The sequence below is a fragment of the Paenibacillus marchantiophytorum genome (genome assembly GCF_014640555.1).
GTDB lineage: Bacteria > Bacillota > Bacilli > Paenibacillales > NBRC-103111 > Paenibacillus_E > Paenibacillus_E marchantiophytorum.
In genome coordinates this window covers 3,823-4,132 of the sequence record NZ_BMHE01000106.1, presented here as the reverse complement: position 1 = coordinate 4,132, position 310 = coordinate 3,823, and the positions used below count along the sequence as shown (strand labels likewise).

General features: G+C 44.5%; 1 protein-coding gene. It reads right to left on the bottom strand.

Annotation, left to right across the window (positions count from 1 at the left end; all coding sequences use genetic code 11):
* The coding region (locus tag IEY34_RS38250; protein WP_189021057.1) for a hypothetical protein at positions 1 to 310 on the bottom strand (310 nt) is incomplete at both ends.

The following is a 310-nucleotide window of genomic DNA, read 5'->3' as shown; positions in this document are numbered from 1 at the left end:
GCGAAGCAATACCATGGCAGGCATGTGGATTTTCAAGTTTTGTATCGCTACCGGATTATTCTCAATGCCGAACTTAAGGGCTAGATTTTGATAAAAGACATGAAGCATGTCCATATCCAAATTAAGCTGCTTTTGTTCATGATACCGAACGGCGGTCGTCGTTTGTTGTGACTCCATTCTAGCCAAATATGCACCCGCATCGTCCACCGCAGCCTGAAAATCATCCTCATATTGTTTGTGCAGGGTAACACTTCGATCATACGAATCCTGTCTGGCATCATGCGCAAATACAAGGGGGATGGCGATAATA